The organism is Altererythrobacter sp. CAU 1644 (assembly GCF_029623755.1).
Taxonomy (GTDB): domain Bacteria; phylum Pseudomonadota; class Alphaproteobacteria; order Sphingomonadales; family Sphingomonadaceae; genus Erythrobacter; species Erythrobacter arenosus.
Map to the genome: position 1 here is coordinate 2,892,169 of NZ_CP121106.1, position 22,391 is coordinate 2,914,559.

Here is a 22,391-nt window from a genome sequence, read left to right on the forward strand (position 1 = left end):
CTACAGCCCCAGGTCCCTTAACGCGCGCTCGATGACTTCGCGGGCCGGACCTTCGCTGAAGGGAAAAGCCTGAAGGAACTCTGCGGCGCTCGGTTCGACCGACTGGCGCGATCGCGCCAGCCACGCCTGCGCCTTGTCCGGTTCGCCGTTGAGGTGGGCACCGATTGCCGCGATCAGCTTGATGTGGCGATGCGCCCCGGGAGTGTTTGCCGCCTGCTCACCAAGCTCGGCTCCGGCCTCGGTATTGCCGCTCGTCATATGCGCGAAGGCGCGGGTCGCCACCATTGCAAAGCGCAGCGGATCGAGCGGGCTCAGTTCGAGCGCCAGCGCCGCGTCCTTGTCGCCCGCCTCGCTCTCGCCTGCCAGCGTTTCCGCCCACGCCTTGGCATAGACACCTTGAGCATAGTTTGGACTCAGCACCGTCGAGTGCTCGAGCGAGGTGATGCTCGCGCGGAGATCCCCCTCCAGCCAGTGCGTCCGGCCGAGATTGAAATGCGCGAATGGATCAAGCGAATCGGTTTGCACCGCGCGTTCGGCAAAGGCCTTTGCCGCCGCCACTTCACGGTCGCGGTCGACCGCGCCATGTAGAAATGCGTTCTGGAAGTGGGTGAAGGATAGCCCACCGTAGGCGCGGGCGAAGTGCGGGTCCTGATCGACCGCACGGGCAAACAACACGGCCGCCCGCTGATTGTCCGCACCGTTGAAGCGGAACATGTGATCGAGCCCGAGATGATAGGCCGACCAGGCATCGAGCTGCGTATCCGGCAGCAAGCGCGCGCGCTGTGCCTCGTGCATCGGTATGCGCTGTTCGACATTGGCGATGACGCTGCCGAGGATCGTCTCACGCAAATGCGACGCCTCGTCCGCTGCACCGCGATAACGCTCGTTCCAGATCACGCCACCACTGCGGACGTCGGAAAGCTCGACGCGAATGATAACATCGCTGCCGGCAGTCTCGACGCTCCCGCTCAGGATGTAGCGGACCTTGAGCGTGGTACCCACTGCGGCGAAATCGGCATCGCCGCTGTTGAACCGGAACGAAGAACCGCGAGCAATGACGAAGAGATAACGCAAGCGAGCAAGGTCGGTGATGAGTTCATCGGGCAGTGCTGCCGCCATGAAATCGAAGCGGCCCGGCTCGCCTACGATACGAAACGGCAGTACTGCGATCGATGGCCGCGTCGTCTCGTGCTCGGCCAACGGTGCGTCACGTGTGGGCGCAGTTTCCCATTGTCCGCGTTGCTGTCGCAGCTCCGTTTCCAGTTTGCCGACAAAGCGGAACCCGCGCCCGTGCACCGTCCTGATCAGGCGCTGGGCTTTGCCATCGTCGCCGATTGCTTGCCGCGCCGACTTGATGCGCGAGGAGACCGCTGTCTCCGACACGATGCGCCCGCCCCAAACTTTCTCGATCAGCTCATCCTTGTCGACCATGCGCTCGGCATTGGCGACGAGCAACAGCAGCAGCGAAAGCACCTGGGGCTCGATCTGCACCGGCACCCCGCCTTCGCGCAACTCGAAGCGCGCGGGATCGAGTTCGAAACGATCAAACCGGTAAAGGACGACATCTGACGGCATTTATGGAGGCAATCTCCATGAAATCTCCAGACCCTCTCCAAGCATCCCCAGATTGGCGCGGATATCAAGGGGGCATCGGATCAAGAGCGATCCGGACCAAACTTTGAATGGAGGAAAATATGCCGCTCGTAACTATCGATGTGATCAAGGACGTCTTCACCGCCGAGGAAAAGGCCGAGCTGATCGAGAATGTCACTGAAGCCATGATCAAGGTCGAAGGCGAAGGAATGCGCCAGGTGACCTGGGTTCGCATCATGGAGGTCGAACAGGGCGACTGGGCGATCGGAGGCAACCGCCTCGGTGCAGATGACGTGCAGGCGCTCAAGGCCGCCTGAAGCTACACACCCAAAGAGATCCCCGCATCGGAGAGCTTCGACGGCTCCCCGGTGCGGGTTTCGCCTTGTCCGGGATCAGTCGCCGGTCAGAATGCGCTCGACCAGTTCCTTGACTGTCGGCGTGAAGTTGTTCGAGTAGAACGGGTCTTGCTTGAAGCGGTAAGCCGCATGGCCCGCGAAGGCGAGGTTCTCGTCCGGATCGCCGCCGTGCGCGATGTCCTGCAGCGTCTTCTGGATGCAGAAGCTGCGCGGATCGGCGAGGCGACCGGTGGTGTGATCGTCGTGATCCTTCCAGCTCGAGAACTGGCAATGCGACAGGCAGCCCATGCAGCCTTGCTGGTCGGCACGGATCTGCTCCGCGCTTTCGGGCGTCACAAAAACCACCGTATTGTCTGGCGTCTTCATCGGCTCGGTGAAGCCTTCATGGATCCAGGCGAGCGCCTTGCGCTGGTCGCCGGGGTGGACGAAGAAGTATTTCGCCTTGCCATGATCGAGCAGCGGGATCGTGCCCTCTTCCTCGTCGCGCTTGAAGATCGGGATCTGCCGCTCCGACCGGTGCATAAGGTCGTAGAGGAAGGGCGTCTTGACCGCGGAGGAATAGAAGCCCGTCGGCGAGAACTTGTGCAGCAGCACGTCGCCCGGCTCGACCGTGCGCAGCATGTCCTTCCACACCTGCGGGATCGGACTTTCCTTGGTCAGCAGCGGACGCGTACCGAACTGGAACACGATCTTGCCGAGCTCAGGATTGTCGATCCAGTCGTTCCATTCGCGCAGGAACCACACCCCGCCGGCCATGACGATGGCGGTGTCTTCTGAAACCCCTTCGGCGCGCATCGTTTCGCGTAGCGCCTTGACGCGCGGATAGGGATCTTCGGGCTTGCGGGGATCCTCGGCATTGGACAGTCCGTTGTGACCGCCCGCCAACCACGGATCTTCGTAGACCACTGCAGCCATCAGTTCCGGAACCTTGGAATAGCTGCGCTTCCACAGGGCGCGGAAAGCGCGGGCCGAACTGATGATAGGGAGGTAATTGACGTTATAGCGCGCCGCGATCTCGGCCAGCTTGTACGGCATGCCCGCGCCGCAGGTGACGCCGGTGACCAGCCCCTTGCAGTTTTCCAGCACGCCTTCGAGCACCTGCTGGGCGCCGCCCATTTCCCACAAGACGTTGATGTTGATCGCGCCTTGGCCGTTAGCGATTTCATAGGCGCGCTTGACCTGTTCGGTGGCGCCATCGATCCCGTAACGGACGAGCTGTTCGAAGCGCTCCTTGCGCGTGGACTGCGGGTAGACCTGCGGAATGGGAATGCCGTCTTCGTCGTAGCTGTCGGCATTCACTGCGCTGACCGTGCCGATGCCTCCCGCGGCGGCCCAGGCTCCGCTCGATGCGTGATTGGTCGCCGAAACACCCTTGCCGCCTTCGACCAAAGGCCAAACCTCGCGACCCCCATAAACGATGGGTTTAAGTCCCTTGAACAATTAAAAGCTCCCCTATGGGCCGCGGATTTCACCGTCGACCGGTCGTTGCTTTGCCCCTAGCCTACAAATCCCCTGCTTGCGTAGGCTTTTCTTCCGCGAAGATGTGGACGCTGTCGCCTAGGCGGCGAGGTCCACCCGGCAGGCCTTGATTTCAGAAGGATTCTTGCGCGTGGCGCCTCTTTCGAAGCGCGCGAAGTATCCGCGAATATCGGGTTTCTCGACGAATTCGACGAGCCGGTAACCGACCGCTTCGAACTCGCATGACAGCAGGAGAGGAGGAATTCCATGCTGATCGGTCGGCCGATCGGAATCGACCACGATCACCTCGCCTTCCTCGGTCAGCGCGGGCCATAACCGCCAGAGGAAGGCGTAAGGTTCGCTCACCTCGTGATACATGTGGACCAGGAAGATTCGGTCGAAACTGTCGACCGGAAGCTGCGGATCATCTTCGCTGCCGAGCTTGATCGAGACATTGTCCAACCGTTCGCGCTCGACGCGGTCGCCAAGCCGGCCCAGCGCTTCGCGATCGATATCCTGCGCCAGTACCCGGCCGCCCTCGCCCACTCGTTCGGCCAATCGTACGGTGTAATAGCCCTCACCTGCGCCGATATCGGCCACCGTCATCCCGGTGCTGATATTCGCGAGGTCCATCACCTTCTGCGCCTCACCGCGGCTGTCGCGGGCGTCTTCGGTCGAGAAATCCGTCGCCACCGTTTCAGACACGGGCCGATCGGGCTGCGGAAACTCCAGGGAAGTCTCGGGACGGTCGGATTGTTCTGCACCGGGTTGGCATGCGGTCAAGCCACCCAGCAGAAGCAACGCCGACGCGGAACGAAACATTACTCGACGTCCTCCACTTCCACCTTTTCTCCAGTTACGCGCTGGGCGAGTGCGGCAGAAATGTAGTCGTCGATCGCGCCGTCGAGCACGCTATCCGGCGAACTCGAGGTCACGCCAGTGCGCAGGTCCTTCACCATTTGGTACGGCTGCAGGACATAGCTGCGGATCTGGTGGCCCCAACCAATCTCGCTCTTCTCCTGGTACTCGCCCGAGGCCGCGGCCTCGCGTTCCGCCATCTCGCGCTCATACAGCCGGGCCTTGAGCATGTTCATCGCGGTCGCACGGTTCTTGTGTTGGCTGCGGTCGTTCTGGCTCGCAACCACGATGCCGGTCGGCTGGTGGGTGATGCGGACGGCAGAGTCCGTCGTGTTGACGTGCTGCCCGCCAGCGCCCGAGGCGCGGTAGGTGTCGATCTTGAGGTCGCTCTCGTTGATCTCGATCTCGAAATCGTCGTCGATCACGGGATAGACCCAAACCGAGCAGAAGCTGGTGTGGCGCCGGGCCGAGCTGTCATAGGGGCTGATCCGGACGAGCCGGTGCACCCCGCTTTCGGTCTTGGCATAACCATAAGCGTTTTCGCCCTTGATCAGCAGCGTTGCGGACTTGATTCCGGCCTGCTCGCCCGCCTGGTATTCGACCGTCTCGACCTTGAACCCGCGCCGCTCGGCCCATCGGGAATACATGCGCAGGAGCATTTCGGCCCAATCCTGGCTCTCCGTGCCGCCGGCGCCAGCGTGGATTTCGAGATAGGTATCGTTGCCGTCGGCCTCGCCCGAAAGCAGCGCATGGACCTTGTCAGCATCGGCACGCTTGGCGAGACCTTCCAGGCTTGCGAGCCCTTCACGGACCACATCGTCGTCACCCTCGGCCTCGCCCATCTCCACGAACTCGATCGCGTCCGCCATCTCCGAAGAAATCTCGTTGACCGTATTCACTGCGGTCTCGAGCTGTTTCTGCTCGCGGCTGATGGCCTGCGCTTCCTTGGGATTGTCCCACAGCGTCGGATCCTGCACGCGCGCGTTCAGCTCGTCGAGCCGACGCAAGGCACGCTCCCAGTCGAGCGATTGGCGCACGAGCTTGAGAGCCGCTTCGATCCGATCAATATGGGCCTGCCCTTCGGCACGCATGGCAAATCCTTCGAAAAAAATGTGTTGGCCCGCTAGGCGGAGGCGCCGTGAAAGTAAAGCGGACCCGGGATCGTTGGGGCCGCTACCTGCGTCCTTTGTTCAGTTGGCGAACCGCATCGAGTGTCAGCCGGACATGGTCGCGATAGTCCAGGTCCGAATGCACCAGAACGATCTTGCCGTTCTGGGCAATGACGTAGCTTGTGCGATTTGCCACACCCGAGTCCTTGCCATCCCTGATCAGCGCCACATCATAGGCTTTTATCAGTTGAGGACTGGCCACACCGACGGCGAAGGCGTCACGGCATTCTTCCGTGCTGAACCGCTTGAGCGTCGCGATATCGTCGTTGGACATGCCGACAACGGTTGCCCCGGCAGCTTTGAATTCGTCCATCGCTTCGGCGAATGCATTGGCCTCGAGGGTGCAGCCCTTCGTGAACGCCTTGGGATAGAAATAGAGAACCACCGGCCCCTTCGCCAGCGCGGCGCGAAGCGAAAAACCGGACTGCTTGCCGGCCAGCGCAACCTGGGTGCTGAAGCCCGGGGCGAAAGCGCCCTTGCTCAGTTCTGCCGACGCGGGGGCCGAAAGTCCCAGCGCCAATGCTGCGCCCATGGCGATTGTCTTCAAGATCCTGGTCATCGCTTTATCATCCTTCCCGCGAACTGGTGCGCGTCAGTATATACCGCCCTGGTCCTCGACGAAATCTCGCGGTTGGCCATCGCCGTCTGTCGCCACGACCTGCTGCTCTCCGCCACCTCTTCCGCGGCGGATCAGCTCGAGGATCTCGTTGCGCCTCGCGGCAATCTCGTCTTGGCGGGTGGCCCGTGGCGGTTCGGTGTCCGGCTTGAATGCCTCCCAGATTACCGAGGCGAGCGGATCGTCGGTCGGCCAGGCGTCGAACACGCGCTTGCCCGAACGGCGATCGATCCGGACCATGCGAATGCCGGTGGGGGCAACTGCCGGTTCGTCCTTCCAGCGCTTCCTGGTCGCTTGCACAAAGTCCTTGAAGATCGGCGCCGCCGTGTTGCCGCCCTGTACCCAACCGCCGAGGTTTCTCGGCTGGTCGAAGCCGACGTACATGCCGGCGACGATTTCGGGCGAGCCACCGACGAACCATGCGTTGGTAGGGCCGGAAGTCGTCCCCGTTTTGCCGAACAACGGCAGGTCGAGGTCGCGCAAGCGAACGGCAGTACCGCGCGTGACGACGCCTTCGAGCATGTGGATGACCTGGTAGGCGGTGCGTGGATCCATCGTCGGCCTGCCCTGCGGGCCGAAGCGGGGCATCGCCTTGCCATCCCACTGCGGCATGTTGCAGCTTTCGCACTTCCGCTTGTCGGCGCGCCAGATCACGTTGCCGCGGCGATCCTGCACGTAGTCGATGACCGTCTGCTCGTGCAGACGTCCATGATTGGCGAGGGCGGCATAGGCGTTGACCATCTTGCCCACGGTGGTGTCACCGGCACCCAGTGCAAAAGCAGGATAGGGCTCATAGGAGCCGATCCCGACGCTTTCGAACGTCTTGATCACCTCGGGCATGCCCGCTTCCATCGCGATATGGACGGTCATCAGGTTGCGTGACTGCTCCAGGCCCCAGCGCATGGTGTGGACGCCGCCACCCCCACCGCCGAAGTTGCGGAAGCACTTCTCGCCGAGGTTCGCCCCCTGGTAGAAGCAGAACGTCTGGTCGGGCACTTCGCTCGCCGGCGTCATCCCGGTCTCGAGACCGGTCGCATAGACGAAGGGCTTGATGGTCGAGCCGGGCTGGCGCTGCGCCTGGGTCGCGCGGTTGAAGTCGGAGAGGCGATTGTCGAAGCCACCCTGCATGGCCAGCACCCGGCCGGTTTGCACGGCCTCGGCCAGGAAGCCGCCCGATACCTCGGGGATTGTGCGCACGACATAGCCGCTGCCTTGCGGTGCGGCCGCGATGATATCGCCCGCCTTGAGTTTGTCGGGCAGACCTGAAAGCGGGGCTTCCGAACCGTCGGAAAACCCGATGCTGGCCGAGGACCCGCTACGCCGGGTAACCACGCCGACGCGCCAATCCTTGTAGCCGATCCCGAGATAGGAGCTGGCAAGCTGGCCGGCCCAATTGCCTTCGCTCACGTCAATCGTCGCGATCGGGCCGGTCCACCCGCGGTTGCCATGATAGCGCAGCAATCCAGCCCGCAGGGCGTCGCGCGCCGCTTCCTGCAATTCGGGATCGAGCGAGGTGCGCACCCACAGGCCGCCCGCATAAACGCTGTTCGGACCGGTTTCCGCGGTCTCTCCAAATTGCTCGATCAATTGGCGCCGCACCTCCTCGAGGAAGTAGCCTGCATCGACCGAGCGCTCGCGTCGCTGTGTGACCAGGCCCAGCGGCTTTGCCTGCGCCTCGCGCATTTGTTCGGCATTGATGAAACCGTTGTCTTCCATCTGGCCGAGCACGAAATTCCGCCGCGTGATGGCGAGTTGCTCGTTTGCCTTGCGGCCATAGCGCTCCGGCGCCTTTGGAAGGATCGACAAGAAAGCCATCTCGTGCAGTTCGAGCTGGCCCACGTCCTTGTCGAAATAGGCGCGAGCGGCGGCTTGCACGCCGAAGCTGCGCCGACCGAGCGGGATTTCGTTGAGATAGAGTTCGAGGATTTCCTGTTTGGTGAGAACCCCTTCGATGCGCCGGGCAAGGATCATCTCCTTAAGCTTGCGCGTCACCGAATACTCATCGCCCAGCAGCAGGTTCTTGGCGACCTGCTGGGTAATGGTCGAGCCGCCCACCGCGCGCTCGCCCGAACCGAACTTGACCGCATAGTCGAACACGGCGTTGGCGGTCCCGGTAAGGTCGACACCGCCATGGCTGAAGAAGGTCTTGTCCTCCGCCGACAGGAACGCCTCGATCATCTGTTGCGGGAAATCAATATACTGCAGCTGCACGCGTCGTTCGCGGGCATAGGAATGGACGATTTCACCATCGATCCCGCGCACGACGGTCGGCAGCGGAGTCTCGTAATCCACCAGCGATTCGGCATCGGGAAGATCGCGCGCCAGCAATGCCCAGATGACAATCGCCAGCACGACCGCCGCGGCGAGCGCCCGGGCACCCCAGCGGAACAGGCGATGTTCGCGCCAATTGCTTCGAAACCACTCCAACGCGGCGTTGCTGTCACGCCTCAGGCGATAGCGGGCGTATTCGACTGTCGATTGTTCTTCCATGATTTGGCCAGCCTCTTAGCACGCAAAAATCGCCATAGGCCACAGGATTTGCCGTGCGATGAATGCAAAATTCGAGCGGGTCAGGAGGATGTCGTCGCGGTCGCGCTGCGCCGCGCGAAATAGACCCGTATGGCGCGGCCCATGACATCGGCAAATCGCTCGCGCCCCGCGGGCGAAGTCAGGCGCTCGGCATCGGACGGATTGGTCACGAAACCGGCCTCGTACAGGACCGAGGGAACATCGGGGGCGCGTAGCACCGCGAGCGTGGCCGAACGCTTCGCCTGGGGGTGAAACTGGATCTTCCCCTCACCTTCGCGAATAACGAGGCGCGCGAACTCATCGGACACCTCCTGCGTGCGCCGCTGTGAAAGCTCGACCAGGATCGCGCTCACTTCTTCGCTCTGACCTTCGATCGACAGGCCGTTGACCCGGTCCGCATCGTTCTCGCGTGCCGCAAAACGTGCCGCCGCCTGCGACGAAGCCTTGCTCGATAGCGTGTAGACGCTGGCACCGGTTACCGCCTCCTGCTCGCCCGCTGAATCGGCGTGGATCGAGATGAACAGGTCTGCGCCAAGTCGGCGCGCAATCTCGGGCCGCTCGTCGAGCGCCAGCAGGCGATCATCGTCGCGCGTCAGTGCGACCCGAATGCCGCCGCTGGCAACCAACTCGTCACGTAGGGCCAGCGCGAGACCGAGGACGATATCCTTCTCGCGGACGCCCGAACCAGTGGCGCCCGGATCTCTCCCGCCATGCCCGGCATCGATCACGACGAGCGGTCGGCTGTCGTCGCGCGAGCCGAGGATGGACGGAAGTGCCAGTTCGCCGTCGCCGGGCAACAGGAACCTCAGCACATACTCGCGCCCGAACTCGGGCACGGGCAATCTCAATCCACTCGCCGAAAGCCCCATCAGCACGAGGATTGGCGCGAGGAACATCAGACCGAGGTGCAATCGCAGGGACATCGCAGATCATCGTTAGGGCTATGGCAAGCTCAAGCGCAATATAGTTGCGAGGTGTAATGCACGGTGCTAGCAGGCTGTAGCCGAGAAAAGGTCGAACCAGGCCGCTCCCGTTTGAGCAGCGCCCGACAGCTTCGCCGGCATCCTTGCGGAACATTTTTGCAAGGAAATCAAGACAGGTTGATGCAGTGAATCGAATTCCCTCCCCGCAAATTCAGACGATGTGCCAGGCGCATGTCCCTGTCTTTTCGGGCCGGGCCGCACACACAATTTGCGATCGCTTCCCTGCAGACACGCAGCTTTCGCCCCGCTGGCCACAGGCCCGGGGCCGAATAAACAAGACCGGGCAGACGCTGATCGTCGCCGGTTCCCACACATATGCGCGCACTCGGGTAACGGCTTCGTCACCGCCCGGATGCGCCCGGAGAATTCATAATGGCAACGCGCATGCTAATCGACGCGCGCCACCCGGAAGAAACACGGGTGGCAGTAGTCAAAAACAACCGGATCGAAGAATTTGATTTTGAATCTGCCGAACACAAGCAGATCAAGGGTAACATCTACCTCGCCAAGGTAACCCGAGTAGAACCATCGCTGCAGGCGGCCTTCGTCGATTTTGGCGGCAACCGCCACGGCTTCCTCGCTTTCAGCGAAATCCACCCCGACTATTACCAGATACCCCAGGCCGATCGTGAACGCCTGCTCGCCGAAGAGGCAGAGGCGGCCGAAGAAGAAGCTCGCCTGCGCGCCGAAGAGGAAGAGCGCGGCGAAATGCCGGGCGAGGAATACGATGCCGAGGACGAAAGCTCCGAGGCCCTGGTCGAGGACCTTGCCGAAGACGGGCTCGAGGAAATCGACACTTCCGAAAAGGACCGCGTCTCGACGATCGAAGACGGCCATGTTGATGGCAATGGCGACGACGAGGACGAGGATGACGATTCCGACGAGGATGAGTCGTCCGAAGCCGACGAAGAGGACTCCGGGGAATCGAACGGCAAGAACGATCGCCGGGGCCGCGGTCGCCGCGGTCGCGGTCGGCGCCAGGGCGGTGGCAAAAGCCGCGCCAAGGAAGTCGACGAAGTGCGTGCCCGGCGCCAGGCGCTGCGCCGGCGCTACAAGATCCAGGACGTCATCCAGCGCCGCCAGGTGCTGCTGGTCCAGGTCGTCAAGGAAGAGCGCGGCAACAAGGGCGCAGCACTGACGACCTACCTCAGCCTCGCGGGCCGCTACACCGTGCTCATGCCGAATTCGTCGCATGGCGGCGGGATCAGCCGCAAGATCAGTTCGGCCAGCGACCGCAAGCGGCTCAAGTCGATCGTCGGCGACCTTAAACTGCCCAAGACCATGGGCCTGATCGTTCGCACCGCGGGCCTCAGCCGCACGAAGCCCGAGATCAAGCGCGACTTCGATTACCTCGCGCGCCTGTGGGACGAAATCCGCGAGAAAACACTCGCCTCGACCGCGCCTACGCTGATCCATTCTGACAGCGACCTCATCAAGCGGGCGATCCGCGACATCTACAACAAGGAAATCGAAGAGGTCGTCGTCGAGGGCGAGGAAGGCTACAAATCGGCCAAGCAGTTCATGAAGCTGCTTATGCCGAGCCACGCCCGCCGGGTGAAAGCCTATTCCGATCCGGTTCCGCTGTTCCAGCGCTACGGTGCGGAAGACCAGTTACGGGCGATGTACGATCCGGTCGTGCAGCTCAAATCGGGTGGTTACCTCGTGATCAACCCGACCGAGGCCCTGGTCTCGATCGATATCAACTCGGGCCGCTCGACCAAGGAACACGGGATCGAGCAAACGGCGCTGTCCACCAACCTCGAAGCCGCGCGTGAAATCGCCCGCCAGTTGAGGTTGCGCGACATGGCCGGCCTCGTCGTGATCGACTTCATCGACATGGAGTACAACTCCAACATCCGCAAAGTCGAAAAGGCGATGAAGGAAGCGCTCAAGCACGATCGCGCGCGCATCCAGGTCGGTCGCATCTCGGGCTTTGGCCTGATGGAGATGAGCCGCCAGCGACTGCGCACCGGTGTGCTCGAAGCGACCACGCGCGATTGCCCGCATTGCGACGGCACCGGCCTCGTGCGCACGGCCTCTTCGGCCGGCCTTTCGGCCCTGCGCTTGATCGAGGATGAAGCCGCCAAGGGTAAAGGCACGATCATCCGGCTTGGTGCCAGCACCGAGGCGGCGATCTACCTCCTCAACGCCAAGCGCTCGGACCTTGCCGAGATCGAGGAACGCTACGGCGTCAGCGTCGAAGTCGTCCCTGAGGGCGAGGACGAAGGGGCCAAGATGTCGGTTTCGAGCGGGGGGCCACGTCCTTCAGCCGCTCCGCGTTTCGACCCGATCGTCGACGACGATGACGACGAAGACGAGATCATCGACGAGGACGAGGATGACGATGATCGCGACGATGACGATGCCGGACGCAAGAAGCGTCGCCGTCGCCGCCGCGGCGGGCGTGGTCGCAACAAGAATCGTCAGGACGAAGGCGATGACGCCGAGGACCAGGATGAGGATGACGATTCCGAAAAACAGGAACGTCGTGACAGTCCCTCCGATGACGGCGACGAAGCGCCGCGCAAGAAGCGTCGCCGCAGCCGTGGCGGTCGCAGGCGGCGCAAGAACCGGGGCGATGGCGAGGAAGTGACTGCCGAGGATGCCGAACAGCTCGACGAAGTAGCCGAGCAGGTAACGGAGGACATGGCAGTCGTCGGCAGCCCGGAAGAGGCAACCGAGGCCGACAGTTCGGACGAACAGGAAGAGCCCAAACCGAAGGCGAAGCGTACTCGTCGCAAGAAGGCTGAAAAGCCTGCCGAGGAAGCGCCGAGCGAACCGGTTGAAGACACCGCCGATGAAGCGAAGGCCGAGAAGCCCAAGCGCAAGCGGGCCCCACGGAAGAAGAAGGTCGAAGAAGCCGTCGAAGAGGTCAAGGAACAGCTGACCGAGGACATCGCGGTCGTCGGCGCGGAAAAGACCGACAAGGCCCCGGCAGAAGACAAGCCGAAGAAGCCGGCGCGCAAGCGCGCGGCGCCCAAGGCGAAGAAGGCGGAAGAGGCGCCGTCCGAAACCCAGGCCGAAGCCTCGAACGAGAACAACGGCACTGCCGAGAACGACGATGAAGGAAAATCGCGCCGCGGTTGGTGGCAACGCACCTTCGGCGAATAAGTTCTTGAACTGATATTGATTAAGGGCGCGGCACTTCGGTTTCGCGCCCTTTTTCTATGGCGTCAGACGCCCGCTTTTCGGGCGATTCCCCACTCGTTCCACGCCGCAAACTTTGGGCTTTTCGGCAGGTAGCCCTGGCCCAGAGGCTCAACTTCGAACCCGGCCCCGCGCATTGCCGAACCGATCGGGCGGGTCAGGTGGCACCCGCCGCCGATCCGCTTCCACACGGGCTCGATCCGTTCCTGCCATTTGAGAACGTCGGGATCCGGGGCGCGGCCATGCTCGAGGAACAGCAACCGCCCTCCTGGCTTGAGGATTCGTCGCATCTCGCCCAGCACCTGCGCCGGCTCATCCACCGAACACAGAGTGAAGGTGCAGACGACGGTGTCGAAGCTGCTGTCGGAAAAGGGTATCGCTTCGCCCTTCCCCTCGCGAATATCGACTTCCCAGCCCTTGGCCCGAGCGCGCTCGCGCGCGCCCTCGAGCAAACCGCCGTGCGGATCGATCCCCGAAAAACTCGAGATCGCTTCGGTGTCGTAGAATTCCTGATTGAGGCCGCCACCGCAGCCAAGCTCGAACACGTCGCCCGTTGCCAGCGGGACGACTTGAGAACGGCGCTTCATGATCTGGCCCTGCGAGCAGGCAAACGTGACCAATCGCGGCATGACATGCCGATCGTACCAGCCCTGCAAACCCATCGCCCACTCTCCCACCGGCCGATGCCCCAGGAGAGACTAGCCGATTGACGCGATTCGCAAACGAAAATCGACCTCTAGGCAGATTCGACGAGCGAGCGGACCAGTTCGACATCGCGCATCTTGTCGACATCCACCGCCGCCAGCCCGTCTTCCGCGCTGACGAGGCGCGCCTCGATCCCGATGCGTTTGCCGACTCGTTCGATCGCGTTCGCCATGCTCAGGCCTCCGGTGAGATAGCGCAGCAACATCCCGATGCCGATGCGGAACGCCATGCGCCAAGGCTGCTTGCGATCCTGTTCCAGGCGATTCCACAGCAGCATTGCCTCCTTCGCGCGGTCCGTGCGCAGGAAGAACAGGTTGCAGCCCGACCACTGACCGTCGGCAAACTTCAGAAAGGTGCGCTGGCTGCCCGGCACGGCGCGTTCGATTACCGCGCGTTCGGCCAGCATCACACCAAGATCGGCGTCGCCCGGCGTGTCGCGCAGGCATTGCCGCACCCATTCGGGGCGCAGCAGCGCGTGGTCGCTGGTGGTAACGAGCATGGGTGCGCCCATTGCCGCAAGTGCCGCCAGCGCCGAGCCGCTTGGTCCACGTGCAGCCGGCAGAGTTTCCGCGCCAAGATCAAGCGCGAGCCGCGCGATGGGTCCGGCCTCATCGCACGAGACCGCGATTCTCGCTGCGCCCGCTTGCCGCAGCGCCGCGACAACCCGTGCGAGCGATGCCTCACCGCCGAATTCTATCAACCCCTTGTGCGGAACGCCCAGTTCGTGCGCCAGGGGATCGCCGCCGGGGCGCGTGCCTGCGAGCACGAGGGCCGCAAAGGGGGCTGTATTCTCCTCCATCGGTGCCCGCATTAGCCGCGACCGCGACCAACTGACAGCCCGGAACGCAATCTTTCCGCGAGATCGCAATCCGGGCATTGCCCCGCGCCGCCGCGCCGCTTAATCGCGCAGCATGGCTAGCGAACAAGGCAATCCCGCAATCGAAACCGTGGGCACCAATCCCACCGGGCTATGGGGCCTGACCAATCAGGAACGGCACCGGCGCATCGGCAATGCGAACGGTTATGACGGCACGGCCCCTGATGCGGTGGTGCTCGTCAACGCGCAGGATGTCGCAGATCCGGCGTGGGTGAGGCATATCGCCGCGCACCCCGGGATGGTGCTGACACTTGGCGGCGTACCCGCCCTCGCCCATGCCCGTGACGGTGCCGAAGCGGATCGTTTGCGCGAGGCAATGCTGGGTTCGCAGGCCATGTCCGACATCTCGCAGCTTGAAGTCCTGCGTTTTGAAGACGGCCCGACGATCGAGAACAAGCAGCTGAGGAAGCGCGAAACGCCGTTCCTGATGCCGCTCGAACCCGGCACAGTACGCGCGATCGAGCGCGCCAGCTATTTCGGCGCCTACAAGGGCGTGACCGACATCCTCACCAAGTATTTGTGGCCCGAATGGGCGCTGGTCCTGACCCGCATCGCCGCCAGGATCGGCATGACGCCGAACATGGTGACCGCGATCGGAGCCATCCTGTGCGTCGCAGCCACCGTCGCCTTTGCCTATGGTCATTACTGGGCCGGAATGGCGATGGGGCTGGTGTTCATGGTACTCGACACGGTCGACGGCAAGCTCGCCCGCTGCACCATCACCTCAAGCTGGTGGGGCAATATATTCGACCATGGGATCGACCTCGTGCATCCGCCCTTCTGGTGGTGGTTCTGGGCGACGGGCCTAGTCTATTGGGGGCTTGCCCTCGACACGACGACCTTCTGGCTTGCGCAGGGCGCGATCCAGGGAGGCTATCTCGTCCAGCGGCTGATCGAGGGCGTGTTCATGCGTCGCAACGGCATGATGCATATCCATGTCTGGCGCCGTTTCGACAGCCAGTTCCGGCTGATTACCGCGCGGCGCAATCCCAACATGGTGATCCTGTTCGTCTCGATGCTGTTTGGTCGGCCCGATCTCGGCATCATCGCGGTCGCCTGGTGGAGCGTCGCATCGCTCGTCGTCCATGTGATACAATTGATCCAGGCCGAGATCGCGCGTGCCCGGAAGGGCTCTCAGCTGACGAGTTGGCTGGCGGGAGATGACGCATGAACGAGACCATCGAGAAATTCGGTTTTCCAAGCACGCTGCTGCGCGAATTCGAGCATTGGGTCGTCTTGCTGCGTCCCGCCCAGCCCACCTTGGGCAGCCTGGTGCTGGCGGCCAAGTCGGATGCCACCGATTTCTCCGCCTTGCCGCCCGCTGCGCATGCCGAACTGGCCGAGGCAACCAAGGCGATCGAGGACGCACTCAAGCGTTTCGTCGACTACTCCAAGATCAACTACCTGATGTTGATGATGGTCGACCCCAATGTGCACTTCCACGTGATCCCGCGCTACGAGGGATCGCGCGATTTCGGCGGCGTCGCATTTTTCGACGCGGGCTGGCCGAAACTGCCCGATCTCGGCAGCGCGGTTGCGCTCACCGATATGCAGATCGCCCAGCTGAAGGCCGCGCTGAACCCGCTCCTGGCGTGATCAGCCCTGCGCGACCCAGCGATCGGTCAACGCGCTGGCAATCTCGATATCGTTGAGAAAATCGACCTCGGCCCAATCCATCCCCTCGATCGACTTGGTGCCAACCTTGCCGCTCGATGCGATCATGTCGATCACCTTGAGATACCAGTGATTGACGCCGTCGGGCGTGCGCATGGTCTCGCGGACTGTCTCGCGGAACAGTTCGGCCCCTTCGCCGCGAAAGGCCAGGAAGCCGATCGATTCCGCATTGCTTTCCTCGGCGGTCAGTGTCTTGCCGATCCGCGCGAGGCCGCCGTTCTCACCCCGGCTGACCTTCATGTCGTCGCTGTCATAAGCGTGCTTGACGTCGACCGTGACCGCAATCGGCCAATCAGAACCTTCCTGCACCTTGCGCACGATATCTTCGGACACGAGCGTATCGCCATTGAGGATCAGGAAATCGCCCTTCATTTCCTCGCGGACGATCCAGCACGAGCCGAGGTTGTCGGCTACCTTGAAGAACGGATTGAAGTGGCAAGTCACCTCCACGCGCGGATCGTCGATCCGTGTTACCATTTCCTCGACCATGTCGGTCATGAAGCCGGTCACGATGTCAATGCGCTTCACGCCGCCGCGCGCCAGCATCTCGATCTGCCATTCGATCAGGGTCTTGCCCGAGAAGTCGATCAAGCACTTGGGGCGTTCTGCGGTCAGCGGCAACAGACGGGAGCCTTGTCCTGCGCTTAGAAGGATAGCATGTTCAATCATGGCGCCGCCCTTTATAACCAGCGAGCCAATGTCGCAATGATCGGCGCACTGTGGCTAGCTGTCGCGCGGTGCTTGCGCGCGACCTAAGCCTCGTCCAAAGCGCAATTTTTATGGAAGCTAACGCCCAGACCCCGGACGAGCCACGCTCGCTGCTATCGCGGATGCTCAAGAATGTCGCCTGGCTTATCGGCGGCAAGGGCTTTGGCGCGGTCTGTTCGCTGATCTATCTCGCGATTCTTACCCGTTCGCTCGGCCTCAAGGATTTCGGGCACTTTGCGCTGATTTTCGGTACCGCACAGGCGCTCATCGCGATTGCCGGGTTCCAGACCTGGCGAACGGTGGTGAGATTCGGCGTCCAGCATATCCACGACCACGATTGGGCCGGCTTCGGCCGCCTCAGCATGATGGCCTTCATCCTCGACGTGGTGGGCGCAATCATCGGCTGCGCGATCGCCTATGTCGTTTTCTACCAGTTCGCCGCGGAGCTCGATCTCAACCCTCGGCTCGTCGACACGGCATTCTGGTTCAACGTTGCGGCGCTATGGGCGCTGGTTTCGGCACCAACGGGCATAGTCCGCGCGCTCGATCGCTTTGATATTGCAGTATATGTCGAAGCCATCGTGCCTGCCGGACGGCTGCTCGCCGCAGGGATCATCGCCGCTACAGGCCCCAGCCTGATCCGCTTCCTCATCGCCTGGGCGGTGATCGATCTGATCGAAGCGGCGGTATACTGGATTGTCGCCCGCAAGCTCAGCCCGCGCGCGATCCGGCTCAGATATCTCGGGACCGCCTTCGACGCGCGCAAGGAGAACCCCGGGCTCGTCCGGTTCTTCGGCATCACCTATGTCAGCGCGACGCTGGAAGCGGTGTTCCGCCATGGCCCGCTGCTCGCGGTCGGCTATTTCGTCGGGACCAGCGCTGCCGGCATCTACCGCCTTGCGCACCAGCTGGCGCAGGGTCTGGCCAAGCTTTCGACCTTGCTCAGCCGCGCGGCCTATGCCGAGATTGCGCGTGCCAGCGTCGCTTCTGCAACGCAGGAATTCCGGCAGCTCGCATGGCAAACCACGCGGCTCGCAGGTGTGGGCGGCGCAATAGTGGTGATCTTCGTTTCTGCCGTCGGCGGTCACATCCTCGCACTGTTGGGAGGCGAGGAATTCCGAATGGGCTACACTATTCTCATTCCGCTGACGATCGTGACCAGCCTTGAACTCGCCAGCGTGGCCTTCGAACCGGTCCTGCATTCGACTGGACGCGCGCGGCTGTCGCTGTTCGCGCGCTTTGTCACGGTGCTGACCGCGGGCATCGCGCTTGTCCTGCTGGTGCAGAACTACGAGGAACAGGGCGTTGCCTGGGGCCTCGTGATCGGCGCTGCGGTTGGCTATGTCGTCATGGGGTTGATGGCGTATATTACGCTGCGCAAGATCGACGCCGATGCGACCACGGCAGACCCTTCGACCTAGATCGCATCGTCAGCTTTCCTACTGGGCTGCATTCCACGATAAATCCGCCTCGTTTCGGATCACGGGCAGCGGGGATTTCCAGCCTTGGAACCGTGTTCCATGTGTTCCATCGAGTAGGAATGACCGAGGGCAGAGGCGCGTTCGATCATAAGCAACACGCGGCGCGAATCTCTCAACACCCGCAGCTTGCTCTCGCGGGCGAAGCCGCTAGATAGGTCCCGCAAAGCAACAGGATTCTGAGCGTTATGGCCACCTTCACCCTTCCCAAGAACTCGAAGATCACGGGCAAGTCCCGCGAGCACAAGGCTGAAGGCGGCAATCGCATCCAGAAGTTCAAGATCTACCGCTACGATCCAGACAGCGGCGAGAACCCGCGCTACGACACTTTCGAGATCGATCTCGACAATTGCGGGCCGATGGTTCTCGACGCGCTGATCAAGATCAAGAACGAGGTCGATCCGACACTCACCTTCCGCCGCTCTTGCCGCGAGGGTATCTGCGGCTCCTGCGCAATGAACCTCAATGGCAAGAACGGGCTCGCCTGCACCACCGCCATCGAGGACCTGAAGGGCGAAATCCGCATCACGCCGCTGCCGCATATGGACGTGATCAAGGACCTGGTGCCCGACTTCACCCATTTCTACGCGCAATACGCCTCGATCCGTCCGTGGCTGCAGACCGTCAGCCCGACGCCCAGTGGCAAGGAACGGTTGCAGTCGCCCGAGCAGCGCGAGAAGCTCGACGGCCTGTACGAGTGCATCCTGTGCGCCTGCTGCTCGACCTCTTGCCCGAGCTATTGGTGGAACAGCGACAAGTTCCTCGGCCCGGCGATCCTGCTGCAGGCCTATCGCTGGCTGGCCGACAGCCGCGACGAGATGACTGGCGAGCGCCTCGACCAGCTCGAGGACCCCTTCCGGCTCTATCGTTGCCACACGATCATGAACTGCGCGAATGTCTGCCCCAAGGGGCTTTCGCCGGCCAAGGCGATTGCCGAAACCAAGAAGATGATGGCCGAACGGGCGATCTAGCCTCGTGGCGCTGAAGGAAGACGTCTTCGACCACCGGCCCGATCCGGAAAATCCGGGCTGGCACCATTGGAATCTGAAGGACGACACGCTGTTCAACGGCGCGGTGATGGGCAAGCTCATCACGCGCAAGGAAGGCGATAAGTGCCGCCTGCGCATGTTTCCGGAGCGCAAGCATGAAAATCTACAGGGCATTATCCACGGTGCGATCACGCTCTCGCTGATCGACATCTCGCTGTTCACCACTATGCATGTGATTGGCAGCGGCAATGCCGGACCCTCGGTCACGCTCGAGCTTTCGACCCAGTTCATCGGCGCTGGCGACCCCAACCGCCCACTCGACGCCGTGACCGAGATCAAGCGCGAGACTAGCAAGCTCGTATTCGTCCGCGGCGACGTGGTGCAGGACGAGGATTGCGTCGCGGCGTTCAGCGGCATCATCAGGAAGTTTCCCCCGCGATGAGCGGCATGCTGGCGCGCTATGAGCGGTTGGTGGCCAGTGGCGAGCTCAAGGCCGACCCCGATCAGCGCAAGGCGGCGGAGCGCCTGAGCGCGCTGCAGAAAGACCTGGAGGCGGAGACTTCGGGCGGCCTGCTCTCGCAATTCTTCGCCCGCAAGCAGAACCAGCCCCGCGGGGTCTACATGTGGGGCGGCGTTGGTCGCGGCAAGTCGATGCTGATGGACCTGTTCGTCAACAGCCTCGGCATCCCGGAGAAGCGACGCACCCATTTCCACGAATTCATGCTGGAGGTCGATCGCATGATGCGCGCGTGGCGCGCGAAGGATCCCGGTGATCCCATCGCCAAGGTCGCCCGCGATCTGGCCCAGGACGTGCGCTGCCTCGCCTTCGACGAGATGGTCGTCACCAACACTGCCGACGCCGCGATCATGGCCCGGCTGTTCACCGCGCTCATTGGCGACGAAGGCGTGACAATTGTAACAACCAGCAACCGCCCTCCCCATGATTTGTACAAGGACGGGCTCAATCGCTCGCTGTTCCTGCCCTTCATCGACCTGATCGAGGCCGAGTTGGACGTGCTCGAGCTCGATGGGCCGGTCGACTACCGGCTCGATCGATTGGGCGATCTAGCAACCTGGCACACTCCGCTGGGCGATGCTGCGACGGCGCAGGTGCGCGAAGCGTTCTTTCGCCTGACCGATTTCAAGCCCGAGGATGCCGCCAACGTGCCAAGTGCGGAACTCGACCTAGGCGGCGGGCGGACACTGCATGTTCCCAAGAGCCTCAAGGGCGTGGCGGTGTTTAGCTTCAAGCGATTGTGCAGCGAGAACCGTGGCGCGTCCGATTACCTCGCGATCGCGCGCGCCTATCACACGGTGATTGTCGTCGGCATCCCGCAGATGGGCCCTGACATGCGCAATGAAGCGATCCGGTTCACCAAGCTGGTCGACGCGCTCTACGAACAGAAGGTCAAACTGTTCGCGACGGCCGAAGCCGAGCCCGAGAATCTCTACCAATCGGGCGATGGCAGTTTTGAATTCGAGCGCACGGTCAGTCGGCTGAAAGAAATGCAGAGCGCCGACTACATGGCCCTGGGTCATGGCGAGCAGGGTTGAAAGCCCGACAAGAGACACTATCTCATTGGCATTCCGGCGGCCACTTCAACCCCGCCGATGTGGAATATCCAATGATCGATATCCGTCCTTTCGCCTCGCTCGGCGCCGCAGATCATGGCTGGCTCGATGCGCGACACCACTTCAGCTTTGCCAGCTATCACGACCCGCAACGCATGGGCTGGGGTTCGATCCGCGTCTGGAACGACGACACGATCGCTGCCCAGACCGGCTTCCCGCCCCATCCGCATCGCGACATGGAAATCGTCACCTTCGTTCGCACCGGCGCGATCACGCATCGCGACAGCCTGGGCAATGAAGGCCGCACCGCAGCCGGCGATGTCCAGGTGATGAGCGCCGGAACGGGCATCACGCATTCGGAATACAACCTCGAAGACGAGGAAACGACGCTGTTCCAGATCTGGATCATTCCCGATCGCCAGGGCGAGAAGCCCAGCTGGGGCCAACGCCAGTTTCCCAAGGCAAGCCGCGAGGGGGCGTTCGAGATCCTGGCCAGCGGCACGCCGGAAGCAGACGAAGCGCTGGCTATCCGTACCGACGCGAAGGTGGCTGCGGCGACGCTCAAGGCGGGTCAAAAGGCCGTGTGGCGATCTTCGGAAGAACGGCACCAGTATCTGGTCGCCCCCACCGGGAAGATTCGCGTGAATGGCCACGATGCCGAAGCGCGTGACGGGATCGCCCTGACGGGCGAAGCCGAGATTATTGTCGAAGCGCTGGAAGACAGCGAAGTGGTGCTCGTCGACGCTCGCTAGACGAGCGCGTCAGGCCGCCGCCATTCGGTCAGCCAATCGCGCCTGGGCTGCGACGAGCCGGTTCATCACCTTCAGATCCTGCTCGCGCAGTTCCAGCGCGGTGTCCGCCCACATCTCGGTGATCCGATTGAGTTCGGCGAGTTCGAGCTTCCACGCGTGTTTCATGGCGCGGCGCGAACCGACGAGACCGGCGTGGCGCCGATCCGACTTCTTGATGAACTCGCGGCACGCACTCACACCGTCGCCGGGTTCCGCAAGGTGATGGACGATGCCGAGCTCGTACATCTGTTCGGCGGTGTAGGTCTCGTTGGAAACGATGATGCGGTCGGCCATGGCGCTGCCGAGCTTGCGTGACAGCAGCGCGTGCGCACCCATGCCGGGGAACAGGCCGAACATGATTTCGGGCAGGCCGAAGGTCGCCGTGCGCTCGGCGACGATGTAGTCGAACGAAAGCAGCGCTTCGAAACCGCCACCCAGTGCAGCGCCCTGCACCAGCCCGACGGTCAGCATCGGGATCTCGAGTGTGCGAATGTTGCGATCGAGGATCGCGCAGCAACGATGGCCGTATTCGACCAGCGCATCGCGATTGCGTTCACGGATCAGCCGCTGGAAAAGGTCCAGGTCGCCGCCAAAGCAGAATACGTCGGGCGCTCGGCTCCCCAGGATCAGGTAACGCAGCGGCACCTTGTCCGGGCCGAAGCTCGAACCGATCAACCGTTGCCAATCCTCGAAATCGTTGAGCATGGACGGCGTAAAGCTCGGCCTCGCCGTCGGGTTCATGAAGGTCCACAGCGCACTCGTTCGGTCGTCATACATGACGTCGAGTTCCGCCAGATCGAACAATTCATCCGGAATTGCCGCATGCACAGCGCTTTCCGAGAAGAGCTCGTCTTCATCAACCAAAGGAATTGCTCTGCTAACGCCGCT

Annotated in this window: 20 protein-coding genes; 9 read left to right on the top strand and 11 right to left on the bottom strand. The window is 62.5% G+C overall.

The window, feature by feature from the left end; all coding sequences use genetic code 11:
* The gene (locus P7228_RS14400; RefSeq protein ID WP_278015922.1) at nucleotides 1–1,575 is read right to left on the bottom strand and encodes a winged helix-turn-helix domain-containing tetratricopeptide repeat protein; all 1,575 of its coding nucleotides are present in this window, start codon (nucleotides 1,573–1,575) and stop codon (nucleotides 1–3) included.
* Between the two features lie 119 nt (nucleotides 1,576–1,694).
* Here P7228_RS14400 and P7228_RS14405 point away from each other — a divergent pair, with 119 nt between their 5' ends.
* Nucleotides 1,695–1,910, top strand: coding sequence for a tautomerase family protein (locus P7228_RS14405; protein WP_278015923.1), 216 nt, complete (start codon nucleotides 1,695–1,697; stop codon nucleotides 1,908–1,910).
* A gap of 75 nt (nucleotides 1,911–1,985) precedes the next feature.
* Here P7228_RS14405 and P7228_RS14410 read toward each other — a convergent pair whose 3' ends face one another.
* The 6 genes from P7228_RS14410 to P7228_RS14435 all read right to left on the bottom strand — a co-directional run bounded on the left by P7228_RS14410 (nucleotide 1,986) and on the right by P7228_RS14435 (nucleotide 9,502).
* Nucleotides 1,986–3,389 carry an NAD(P)H-dependent flavin oxidoreductase gene (locus P7228_RS14410; protein WP_278015924.1) on the bottom strand — a complete coding sequence of 468 codons (1,404 nt, stop codon included), beginning with the start codon at nucleotides 3,387–3,389 and terminating at the stop codon, nucleotides 1,986–1,988.
* A gap of 117 nt (nucleotides 3,390–3,506) precedes the next feature.
* Nucleotides 3,507–4,229, bottom strand: coding sequence for a class I SAM-dependent methyltransferase (locus P7228_RS14415; protein WP_278015925.1), 723 nt, complete (start codon nucleotides 4,227–4,229; stop codon nucleotides 3,507–3,509).
* A complete protein-coding gene (gene prfB / locus P7228_RS14420; protein WP_278015926.1) occupies nucleotides 4,229–5,356 on the bottom strand; it encodes a peptide chain release factor 2 in 1,128 nt (375 codons plus the stop codon). The genes P7228_RS14415 and prfB overlap by 1 nt, the downstream gene beginning before the upstream one ends.
* A gap of 82 nt (nucleotides 5,357–5,438) precedes the next feature.
* Nucleotides 5,439–5,993: a peroxiredoxin gene (locus tag P7228_RS14425; RefSeq protein WP_278015927.1), complete on the bottom strand. Its 555-nt coding sequence runs from the start codon at nucleotides 5,991–5,993 to the stop codon at nucleotides 5,439–5,441.
* Between the two features lie 33 nt (nucleotides 5,994–6,026).
* On the bottom strand, nucleotides 6,027–8,540 hold the full coding sequence (locus P7228_RS14430; protein ID WP_278015928.1) for a penicillin-binding protein 1A: 2,514 nt from the start codon (nucleotides 8,538–8,540) through the stop codon (nucleotides 6,027–6,029).
* Between the two features lie 80 nt (nucleotides 8,541–8,620).
* A complete protein-coding gene (locus P7228_RS14435) occupies nucleotides 8,621–9,502 on the bottom strand; it encodes an N-acetylmuramoyl-L-alanine amidase family protein (RefSeq protein WP_278015929.1) in 882 nt (293 codons plus the stop codon).
* Between the two features lie 432 nt (nucleotides 9,503–9,934).
* Here P7228_RS14435 and P7228_RS14440 point away from each other — a divergent pair, with 432 nt between their 5' ends.
* Nucleotides 9,935–12,673, top strand: a complete 2,739-nt coding sequence (locus tag P7228_RS14440; protein WP_278015930.1) for an Rne/Rng family ribonuclease — start codon at nucleotides 9,935–9,937, stop codon at nucleotides 12,671–12,673.
* A 62-nt stretch (nucleotides 12,674–12,735) separates the two neighbouring features.
* Here the strand turns inward: P7228_RS14440 and P7228_RS14445 are convergent, their stop codons facing one another.
* The gene (locus P7228_RS14445; protein ID WP_278015931.1) at nucleotides 12,736–13,371 is read right to left on the bottom strand and encodes a class I SAM-dependent methyltransferase; all 636 of its coding nucleotides are present in this window, start codon (nucleotides 13,369–13,371) and stop codon (nucleotides 12,736–12,738) included.
* A gap of 74 nt (nucleotides 13,372–13,445) precedes the next feature.
* Entirely contained in the window at nucleotides 13,446–14,213 is a 768-nt protein-coding gene (locus P7228_RS14450; protein WP_278015932.1) for an NTP transferase domain-containing protein, read from the bottom strand.
* A 112-nt stretch (nucleotides 14,214–14,325) separates the two neighbouring features.
* Here P7228_RS14450 and P7228_RS14455 point away from each other — a divergent pair, with 112 nt between their 5' ends.
* Nucleotides 14,326–15,462, top strand: a complete 1,137-nt coding sequence (locus tag P7228_RS14455; protein WP_278015933.1) for a CDP-alcohol phosphatidyltransferase family protein — start codon at nucleotides 14,326–14,328, stop codon at nucleotides 15,460–15,462.
* Complete coding sequence (locus P7228_RS14460) at nucleotides 15,459–15,887, top strand: HIT family protein (RefSeq protein ID WP_278015934.1); 429 nt, start codon at nucleotides 15,459–15,461, stop codon at nucleotides 15,885–15,887. The genes P7228_RS14455 and P7228_RS14460 overlap by 4 nt, the downstream gene beginning before the upstream one ends.
* Here P7228_RS14460 and P7228_RS14465 read toward each other — a convergent pair whose 3' ends face one another.
* On the bottom strand, nucleotides 15,888–16,634 hold the full coding sequence (locus P7228_RS14465; RefSeq protein WP_278015935.1) for a phosphocholine cytidylyltransferase family protein: 747 nt from the start codon (nucleotides 16,632–16,634) through the stop codon (nucleotides 15,888–15,890).
* Between the two features lie 110 nt (nucleotides 16,635–16,744).
* Here P7228_RS14465 and P7228_RS14470 point away from each other — a divergent pair, with 110 nt between their 5' ends.
* From P7228_RS14470 to P7228_RS14490, 5 genes are all read left to right on the top strand, one after another.
* Nucleotides 16,745–18,094 carry a lipopolysaccharide biosynthesis protein gene (locus tag P7228_RS14470; RefSeq protein WP_278015936.1) on the top strand — a complete coding sequence of 450 codons (1,350 nt, stop codon included), beginning with the start codon at nucleotides 16,745–16,747 and terminating at the stop codon, nucleotides 18,092–18,094.
* Between the two features lie 245 nt (nucleotides 18,095–18,339).
* Nucleotides 18,340–19,122: a succinate dehydrogenase iron-sulfur subunit gene (locus P7228_RS14475; protein ID WP_278015937.1), complete on the top strand. Its 783-nt coding sequence runs from the start codon at nucleotides 18,340–18,342 to the stop codon at nucleotides 19,120–19,122.
* Nucleotides 19,123–19,126: 4 nt separating this feature from the next.
* The gene (locus tag P7228_RS14480) at nucleotides 19,127–19,582 is read left to right on the top strand and encodes a PaaI family thioesterase (protein ID WP_278015938.1); all 456 of its coding nucleotides are present in this window, start codon (nucleotides 19,127–19,129) and stop codon (nucleotides 19,580–19,582) included.
* Nucleotides 19,579–20,694, top strand: a complete 1,116-nt coding sequence (gene zapE / locus P7228_RS14485) for a cell division protein ZapE (RefSeq protein ID WP_278015939.1) — start codon at nucleotides 19,579–19,581, stop codon at nucleotides 20,692–20,694. The genes P7228_RS14480 and zapE overlap by 4 nt, the downstream gene beginning before the upstream one ends.
* Before the next feature lie 71 nt (nucleotides 20,695–20,765).
* Nucleotides 20,766–21,464 carry a pirin family protein gene (locus P7228_RS14490; RefSeq protein WP_278015940.1) on the top strand — a complete coding sequence of 233 codons (699 nt, stop codon included), beginning with the start codon at nucleotides 20,766–20,768 and terminating at the stop codon, nucleotides 21,462–21,464.
* Between the two features lie 9 nt (nucleotides 21,465–21,473).
* On the opposite strand, the gene P7228_RS14495 is transcribed toward P7228_RS14490, so the two are convergent.
* Nucleotides 21,474–22,367, bottom strand: coding sequence for a crotonase/enoyl-CoA hydratase family protein (locus P7228_RS14495; RefSeq protein WP_278015941.1), 894 nt, complete (start codon nucleotides 22,365–22,367; stop codon nucleotides 21,474–21,476).
* Between the last annotated feature and the right edge of the window lie 24 nt (nucleotides 22,368–22,391).